At 55.9% G+C, this 7,798-nt stretch carries 8 protein-coding genes and 1 pseudogene; 5 read left to right on the top strand and 4 right to left on the bottom strand.

Features of this window, described 5'->3' with window-relative positions; translation table 11 throughout:
• Positions 1–149 precede the first annotated feature (149 nt).
• A complete protein-coding gene (locus POTG_RS06305) occupies positions 150–977 on the top strand; it encodes a TatD family hydrolase (protein ID WP_009223986.1) in 828 nt (275 codons plus the stop codon).
• 160 nt (positions 978–1,137) lie between these two features.
• Here the strand turns inward: POTG_RS06305 and POTG_RS06300 are convergent, their stop codons facing one another.
• The 3 genes and pseudogenes from POTG_RS06300 to POTG_RS06290 form a co-directional block, all read right to left on the bottom strand.
• Positions 1,138–1,389 (bottom strand): hypothetical protein, encoded by a 252-nt coding sequence (locus POTG_RS06300; protein WP_009223985.1) that lies wholly within the window; start codon positions 1,387–1,389, stop codon positions 1,138–1,140.
• Positions 1,390–1,674: 285 nt separating this feature from the next.
• Positions 1,675–2,418, bottom strand: coding sequence for an oxygen-insensitive NADPH nitroreductase (gene nfsA, locus POTG_RS06295; protein ID WP_009223984.1), 744 nt, complete (start codon positions 2,416–2,418; stop codon positions 1,675–1,677).
• A gap of 113 nt (positions 2,419–2,531) precedes the next feature.
• Positions 2,532–3,154: pseudogene (locus tag POTG_RS06290) on the bottom strand (LysE/ArgO family amino acid transporter).
• Positions 3,155–3,318: 164 nt separating this feature from the next.
• On the opposite strand from POTG_RS06290, the gene POTG_RS06285 reads away from it, so the two are divergent.
• The 4 genes from POTG_RS06285 to POTG_RS06270 all read left to right on the top strand — a co-directional run bounded on the left by POTG_RS06285 (position 3,319) and on the right by POTG_RS06270 (position 7,151).
• Complete coding sequence (locus POTG_RS06285; protein ID WP_009223982.1) at positions 3,319–4,767, top strand: aminotransferase-like domain-containing protein; 1,449 nt, start codon at positions 3,319–3,321, stop codon at positions 4,765–4,767.
• Between the two features lie 708 nt (positions 4,768–5,475).
• Positions 5,476–6,333 (top strand): SPFH domain-containing protein, encoded by an 858-nt coding sequence (locus POTG_RS06280; protein ID WP_009223981.1) that lies wholly within the window; start codon positions 5,476–5,478, stop codon positions 6,331–6,333.
• A 19-nt stretch (positions 6,334–6,352) separates the two neighbouring features.
• Entirely contained in the window at positions 6,353–6,559 is a 207-nt protein-coding gene (locus tag POTG_RS06275; protein ID WP_009223980.1) for a hypothetical protein, read from the top strand.
• Complete coding sequence (locus POTG_RS06270; RefSeq protein ID WP_009223979.1) at positions 6,534–7,151, top strand: hypothetical protein; 618 nt, start codon at positions 6,534–6,536, stop codon at positions 7,149–7,151. The genes POTG_RS06275 and POTG_RS06270 overlap by 26 nt, the downstream gene beginning before the upstream one ends.
• Positions 7,152–7,246: 95 nt before the next feature.
• Here POTG_RS06270 and POTG_RS06265 read toward each other — a convergent pair.
• On the bottom strand, positions 7,247–7,798 hold a 552-nt coding region (locus POTG_RS06265; RefSeq protein WP_009223978.1), incomplete at its 5' end, for an HAD-IC family P-type ATPase.

Below are 7,798 nucleotides of genomic sequence, written 5' to 3'. Positions count from 1 at the left end.
CCCGGTTTCGCAGTAAGATTTAACCTTTTACATGATGGGCATTCTCTAACCAAAAAACGAAGAAATCCCGTGGCATCCGCTGAAACCTACCTAAAAACAGGTATAATGAGTACAAGCGGTTAACCTGTTTCTGGAAAGGGTCTGGTGAGATGTCCAACAATCTTTTTCGCGGTTTACCGAAGGGAATCCAACTCCCGTTCATTGATGCCCATATTCATATAGACCTTTACGACGAAGATACCCGTGAACGCCTGCTGCAGGAACTGCCGGGCTGCGGAGTGGAAGCCGTCATTGCCGTTTCGATGCATTTAGCCTCCTGCAAGCTGAACAACGCTTTGGCGGAGCGCTATCCGAACCTGGTGCGCCCGGCATTCGGATTCCACCCCGAGCAGCCTATCCCTGAGGATCGGGAGATCGATCTCCTGCTGAATTGGATCAAGCAGCATGCCGAGGATATGATTGCCGTTGGTGAAGTCGGGCTTCCATATTATGCGCGGCAAGAAGCTCTCCAGCAAGGAAAGGGCTTTGAGCTTGAGCCCTACGTGGACCTGCTGGAGAAGTTTGTGATGCTTGCCAAGGCGTTAGACAAACCGATTGTGATGCATGCGGTATACGAGGACGCCGAGCTTGCCTGCGACCTGCTGGAACGCCACGGCGTCACCAAAGCACATTTCCACTGGTTCAAGGGAGCCGAATCCACAGTGCGCCGCATGGCGGATCGCGGTTATGCGATCTCTTTTACGCCGGATATCGTCTACGAATCGAAAATCCAAGACCTCGCCCGGCGCTATCCTCCCGAGCAGGTGATGGCCGAAACGGACGGGCCTTGGCCGTTTGAAGGACCGTTTGCCGGTCAGATCACCCACCCGCGCATGACCCGTCACGTCGCCTTGGCCTGGGCGAATCTTCTGGGCATCTCTCCGGAAGAGGCCGCAGCGACGTTGTACCGGAACACGCGAAGTTTTTACGGATTATAACTTAACGACGAAAAACCGGCTAATGTTTGTCAACCCCAAGTGATTGGATTATGGCAAAGATACTGTTATACTATTTTTGTGCAGCACAAAGAAGCCTCCGTTGGCGCGGATGCTTCTGGGTAAATTTGATATTATGCTTTGTAGGGCTTGCCCTCTTTCCTTACACCATTTCCACCATACTCAGCAAAGCCGTCTGTTGTGCTTTGCTTGACTTGCTTAGAGACGGTAACGCCTGAATCTTCTCTTGAATCTTCTCTGCCTTTGTCTGAATCCAAGCCTTGCTGTGTGGCGATCCTGCCGTTTCCCGAATCGTTTCTACCGTGATACTGTTTCCATACGGCTTATTTCGATCTGTAAACGCTTGGAGCACACTTGTCCCTTTCGACACATCCAATCCAATAACCGGTCTCATGTCATCTCCTCCTGAATAATAGCCGGCACTCCCACGATGGTTCGAATCTCACAGCTTCGCTTGTGATTCGAGGTCCGATGCCTCAACCAGCTCAAACATGGTCATTGGGGGTAGTGGGAGAACAGTTTTTGTGACGGGATCATTGCCCCTAAAAGCTGCACGTTCTCCCGGCTACCGCCATCTGACAGCGCCTAAGAAAAAAGGCCAACCAGAAATTCTGGTTGACCTAATAATACGAAAAAGCTGTCCCCGGGTACGACCCGATTAGGACAGCTTTTTTTGCCATTATTTCAAGGTAAAGCCGCGCTTCTCTAAAAATTCGCGCATATGCAGCCGCGCCGGCTGTGCCAGCTTCTCGGCCATGAGCTCCGACCAAGGGGTATCCTTCGCCCCTCCTGTCCGTTCACTCAGATACTTGGACATAACCTCGTCATAGGCCGCCACCTGTTCCTCTTGCCCGGCGGTATCATACTGGTTCCAGTGCAGAATTGCCGGCAGCGGAAGCCGTGGACGCACCCCTGGATTTTGATCCGGATAGCCGAGACACATCCCGAATACAGGATACGAAAGGTGGGGCAGGTCCAAGAGATCCGCCACCTCCTCGCTATGGTTGCGGATACCGCCGATATACACGATGCCAAGGCCCAGCGATTCTGCGGCTATGGCGGCATTTTGCGCTGCCAGCGCCGTATCGACCGTAGCTACAATAAAGTTCTCCGTCGTGCCTTCATAAGTCGTTTCCGAAGGAAGATGCCGCTCCGCTGCCCGTTTGAGTCTTGACAAATCTGCGCACCAGACTAGGAAAACAGGACACTCCGCCACATAAGCCTGATTCCCGCAAAGCTCGGCCAGCTTCGCTTTCCGATCCGCGTCCGTCACGGCAATCACGGTATAGGCTTGTACATTGCTGGAACTGGAGGCCATTTGGCCTGCGGATATGATTTGTTCCACCAGCTCTCGGGTCACCGGACGATCGCTGTATTTACGAATGGAACGGTGCTCCAGCATTTTGGATATCGTCTCGTTCATCTCCTCACTCCTATCCCTTGCTTTATGTTATTCCTAATTATGGAACTTTCCCCAACAGGAAGCAAGCCGCTTGCATCCCAGTGTCATACTGAGCTTCAAGGCTCCCCGCCGCCCTACTTCAAGTGATCAGCGACCACGGCACCGATCATATATAACGCCATCCCCCAGACGATAAGCGCAGACAATCGATTGATCCCCTGGAGCAGTTGACCTCCCCGGTCCAAGCTACCGAGCGTTTTGCCTGCCCATGCCAATCCGAAAAACCAGACCCACGACACCAGAATCGCAGCCAGCGTAAACGCCCCTTTCGCCCCGCCGGTATAATCCAGAGAGCTTGTCCCGATCACGCCAACTGTATCCAGAATCGCATGGGGATTCAAAAACGTCACCGACAATGCAAACACCACCTGCTGTTTAGCTGGCAGCCCGGATGGCCCGGCGGAAGACGGTTTGGACACGTCCCTCCAGATGGTCCAGCCAATGTATAGCATAAAGACAGCGCCTGCCGCAAAGAGTACGGTTTTCAGCCAAGTCCATGACAAGACCAGCACCGAGACCCCCAACACAGCTAGCAAAATCAATATCGTATCCCCAAAGCGGCGGTCAGAACAGCCGGCAAGGCCCGGCGGAGCTTTCGTCCGGCAGCCCCCTGGTTAAACACAAACACATTCTGCACGCCTAATGGCAAAATAAGTCCAACCGCCAGAAAGAACCCATGAATCGCAGCACTAAACATCTCTCTCCCCCTCTGATCTCTGTCTCGAACCCTATTGTACCCGCCCCCTCCCGATTTAGCTCCATCCATTTGGATGGATCAGAAACCAACCAAACGATATAATAGGGGAAAATAACGTCGTTCGCGCAAAAAATCTACAGTTCTGCAGATAGGGGGTATTCCGCATGAATCATTCGACCTGGCGTCCCAGCCGAAATTTGCCCATTCCGCTCCATCGCCAAATCATGGAGCATCTTTGTGATCGAATTGCCAGCGGCGAATGGCCGGTGGGGACACGCATCCCGTCCCAGCGGGAGCTGGCCGCGCGGTTTGGCGTCAACCGCAGCACAGTCGTCGCCGCGCTGGACGAGCTGATCGCAGCCGGGCTGCTTCAGGGCGACCGGGGCGGCGGCACCCGCGTCGTTAACCGGACCTGGGGCGTGCTGACCGCCTCCCCGCCGCCCGATTGGAACGAATACGTCAGCTCCGGCGTGCAGTACCCTAATTTGCCTGCCGTGCAGGAGATTAACCGGGCTGAGTTCCAGCCCGGCATTTTGCGACTCGGCACCGGCGAGATGGGCCCGGACCTGCTGCCGCAATCCGAAATGGCCGAGCTGTTGGGTCGGATGGCCACCAATGTCCCAAACCTGGGCTATGGCGAGCCCAACGGGGACCTGCGGCTCCGGGAGGCCATCGCCGCCCGGCTGAGCCTCCAAGGCATCACCGTATCGCCGGCTTCGCTGCTGATAATCTCCGGCGCTTTGCAGGCGCTCCAGCTCATTGCCGTCGGCCTGCTCCCCCAGGGCTCGACGGTACTGACCGAACGACCGTCGTATCTGTATTCGGTTCCCGTTTTTCAGAGCGCCGGAATGAAGCTGCGCGGTGTCCCGATGGATGAACAAGGCCTGCGCGCCGACCTGGTTTCTGTGTACGCCAAGCAATATGCGGGCGCATTGCTGTATACCATTCCGACCTTCTATAATCCAAGCGGAACGGTTATGAGCGAAGCGCGGCGACGTCAGCTGCTGGACGTCTGCGAGGCAGCCCGTTTCCCCCTCGTTGAAGATGATGTCTACCGCGAGTTGTGGCTGGACGCCCCGCCGCCCCTGCCGCTGAAGGCTCATGACGCTAGCGGCAGCGTACTGTATCTGGGCAGCTTGTCCAAATCCCTCAGCCCCGGCCTGCGGATTGGCTGGATTGCCGGACCGCAGCCCGTCATCGAGCGGCTTGCAGACATCAAGATGCAAAGCGATTACGGCTCTAGCGCCCTCTCGCAACAGATGGCAGCGGAATGGCTGGAAAGCGGCAGCTACGACCGCCATCTTGAACGGCTGCGGGCGGCGCTCCGCCTGCGGCGAGAGGCGGCGGTGGACGCGTTGGAGCGGTATTTTCGCGATATCGCGGACTGGAAGGTGCCGCAGGGAGGGTTTTACATCTGGCTGAACCTGCACAACTCCCCCTCCCCGCGCAAAATATTTGACGCCGCCCTAAAAGCCGGCCTTCTGATCAACCCCGGCCACCTGTACAACCGCGCCTCCGGCAGCCACCTGCGCCTCTCCTACGCCTACGCCACCGCCGAAGAACTGACGGAAGGCATCGCCCGTCTAAGCGAAATCGTACGCTCCTTGGATTAAGCCCATGAAACATCGCACTACGGTACAGGCGCCCCCTTCTAGGCAGGAGGTGGATCACAGACGTTCGGGGACGTCTACACTATATCCAGAGCTACGCTGGGGACGAAGCTAATGGTGCGGGCAGCCTGGACTGCCTGGATAGCCCGCACCTGGCGGCGGTACCGTCAGCCCCTATTGCGAGTACGACGGGACGGGCTAAACCTGCCGGTCGTGCTCTGATCAGCTAAGGCCCGGCTGTCCCTGTCTGTTGCACCCCGACTGCTACGGTACGGGCGTTCCTGTCTGTCGCACCCTGACAGCTAAGATACGGCCGTCCCCGTCTATCTTGCCCTGGATCAGCAGCGATTCCAGTTGTCCACGCATAATCCCGTTTGATCAGCCGCGGTTCCACTTGCACACGCCTATCCCGTTCGATCAGCCGCGAGGCCGTCTCCGCTTCCAACCTCATTCCCTCCCCATTCCATCCCATAAGACACCATCCTCATCTCCATCCTCATCTCCATCCTCATCTCCATCCTCATCTTCACTCCCATCCAAGCTTCAATTGGTTCACACAGTTCTGCTCCATCGATAACTATTCTATCTGAGCGAAGGGGATAATCATGTAAAAGCCCCCGGCAGAGAATATCGCCGTCTCATATTTACATTATTTTGCAAAAGTGATATCATATAAATATCAATTTAATATGTGAAGGAGTGTCACTTTATATGAAAGAAAAAGAAATTTCGTGCCTAAACGGTTTTGTTGCCCTGTTGTTCATTTTCGGATTTATTGCGTTGGGGACATTTCTCGTCACGTTAAACGATGTCGTTCCCGTGGCCGGCGGTGTGCTCTCCTTCGTCATCGCCTTCGTGCTCTTGACCGGGCTGACGATCGTACAGCCAAACCAATCGGCTGTCGTCACCTTCTTCGGCCGTTACCTCGGCGTGATCCGCAAGAGCGGCTTCTATCTTGCCATCCCGTTCTCAACTCGCAAAAAAGTTTCGCTGCGCGTTCGCAACTTCAACAGCGCCAAACTGAAAGTCAATGATGTCAAAGGGAACCCGATCGAAATCGCCACTGTTGTCGTGTTTTCGGTGGTCGACTCCGCCAAAGCGCTATTTGAAGTGGATGAATACGAAACCTTCGTGGAAATTCAGAGCGAAGCTGCACTGCGCCACGTCGCCAGCAAATATCCGTACGACCAATTGGACGATTCCGACACCGGCTTCTCCCTGCGCGCCAATACGGAAGAGATTGCGTTGGAGCTCACCAGCGAATTGCAGAACCGTCTGGCCATCGCCGGCGTTAAGGTCATTGAGTCGCGTTTGACGCATCTGGCCTACTCGACCGAAATCGCAAGCGCGATGCTGCAACGCCAACAAGCCGAAGCGATCATTGCGGCTCGCGAGAAAATCGTCGACGGCGCCGTCACCATGGTTCAAATGGCGATCGAACGGCTGCAGGCCGGTCAAGTTGTCGAGCTGGATGACGAACGTAAAGCCGCGATGATTAACAACCTGCTCGTCGCTGTCGTATCCGACCGTTCCGCCCAGCCGGTCATCAATACTAGCACGTTGTATTAATTAGGGGCATCCATTCACGATGGCCAGCAAGAAGAGCTTCCCACTTCGCCTTGACCCGACTCTTTATCAGGCTTTGGAACGCTGGGCAGCGGATGAATTCCGAAGCGTGAATGGGCATATCGAATACCTGCTGCGAGAAGCATTGCGCCGCGAGGGAAGACTGCCTTCCACCCGGGCGCCGGGCAAGGAGGAAGAGAAGCATGACGCAGACGACAGTAAAAAGTAAACCGTGGTGGGAACCGAAGTCGACAGCCCTGCTGAAAGAGTATGCCAGAACCTCTGGAGGGACTTACGCCGCAGGAACGTTCAGGAACTGGAAGTATAAGGGGCAGCATGTCCGTCTGCCGCTTTCCCCACGCTTCGGATCCTGTAAGGTGACGATCACCGACCCGAATAACGACACCTCCGGTAACGAGTACGCGATCACCGTGAAATACAGCTACCGGCCGCGCCGTAAGCTGGAGTTCGTGTTATTTTCGGCCAAACGACATGTCTTGGCCTGGTTTACCAGGGGGCTCCGGGAAGCCTCACTCCCAAACTCCGCAATGAATAAGAAGTTTCAAGCAAAAGCTTCCCATCCCAGTCTGCTGCGATCGGTATTGAAGTACGAAGGGATCGAAGAGTTGCTGAACCTTCATTCCAAGATCCATGTACGGCTGCGGATCAAGAACGGACATGCCACTTTGACCTGTACGGAGAAATTAAAGAAGCCCGACGTGCCAGCCATTACGGCAACCGTCGAACTCATGAAGAAGCTGCTTCTCGCCCTGGAGGATCAAGGCATTATCGGTGATCCCCTCACCCATCCAAAAAAATAGAATCTACATCAAAAAAACGAGCCTTCCCTCGCAAGACCGGAACAAAATCCGGAACCTTACGGCCTGGAAGGCTCGTTTCGTTTGGCATTGTATAGTTACAACTTCACCCGCTGCAAACGCAGCGCGTTCAGCACAACGGAGACAGAACTAAGCGCCATCGCAGCCCCGGCCAGCCACGGAGCCAGAAAGCCCGCAGCGGCTACAGGAATGCCGATCGTATTGTAGGCGAGCGCCCAGAACAAGTTCTGCTTGATATTGCCCATCGTGCGCTTGCTCATAGCGATCGCATCCGGCACGCCCTCCAGGTCGCCGCGCATCAGCGTGACGTCGGCGGCCTCCATGGCCACGTCGGTGCCCGTGCCGATGGCGATGCCTACGTCGGCCACGGCAAGTGCCGGAGCGTCGTTAATGCCGTCTCCAACCATCGCCGTCTTCAGGCCGCGGGCCTGGAGCTTTTTCACCTCGGCGGCTTTGCCTTCCGGGAGCACCTCGGCCAGCACCTCGTCGATCCCGACCTCGGCGGCGATCGCCTGGGCGGTGCGCACGTTGTCGCCGGTGATCATCACCACGTGAAGGCCCATCTCCTTCAGCCGCGCTACTGCGGCCTTGGACGTCTCCTTCACGGTGTCGCTCACGGCGACCATGCC

Source organism: Paenibacillus sp. oral taxon 786 str. D14 (assembly GCF_000159955.1).
Classification (GTDB): Bacteria; Bacillota; Bacilli; order Paenibacillales; family Paenibacillaceae; genus Fontibacillus; species Fontibacillus phoenicis.
Note: the sequence above shows the minus strand (reverse complement) of the source record. Positions and strands in the feature narration are given on the sequence as shown.

Coding starts and splice junctions, on each gene's coding strand:
- POTG_RS06305 (WP_009223986.1), top strand. CDS start 150: ATGTCCAACAATCTTTTTCGCGGTTTACCGAAGGGAATCCAACTCCCG.
- POTG_RS06300 (WP_009223985.1), bottom strand. CDS start 1,389: ATGAGACCGGTTATTGGATTGGATGTGTCGAAAGGGACAAGTGTGCTC.
- nfsA (WP_009223984.1), bottom strand. CDS start 2,418: ATGAACGAGACGATATCCAAAATGCTGGAGCACCGTTCCATTCGTAAA.
- POTG_RS06285 (WP_009223982.1), top strand. CDS start 3,319: ATGAATCATTCGACCTGGCGTCCCAGCCGAAATTTGCCCATTCCGCTC.
- POTG_RS06280 (WP_009223981.1), top strand. CDS start 5,476: ATGAAAGAAAAAGAAATTTCGTGCCTAAACGGTTTTGTTGCCCTGTTG.
- POTG_RS06275 (WP_009223980.1), top strand. CDS start 6,353: ATGGCCAGCAAGAAGAGCTTCCCACTTCGCCTTGACCCGACTCTTTAT.
- POTG_RS06270 (WP_009223979.1), top strand. CDS start 6,534: ATGACGCAGACGACAGTAAAAAGTAAACCGTGGTGGGAACCGAAGTCG.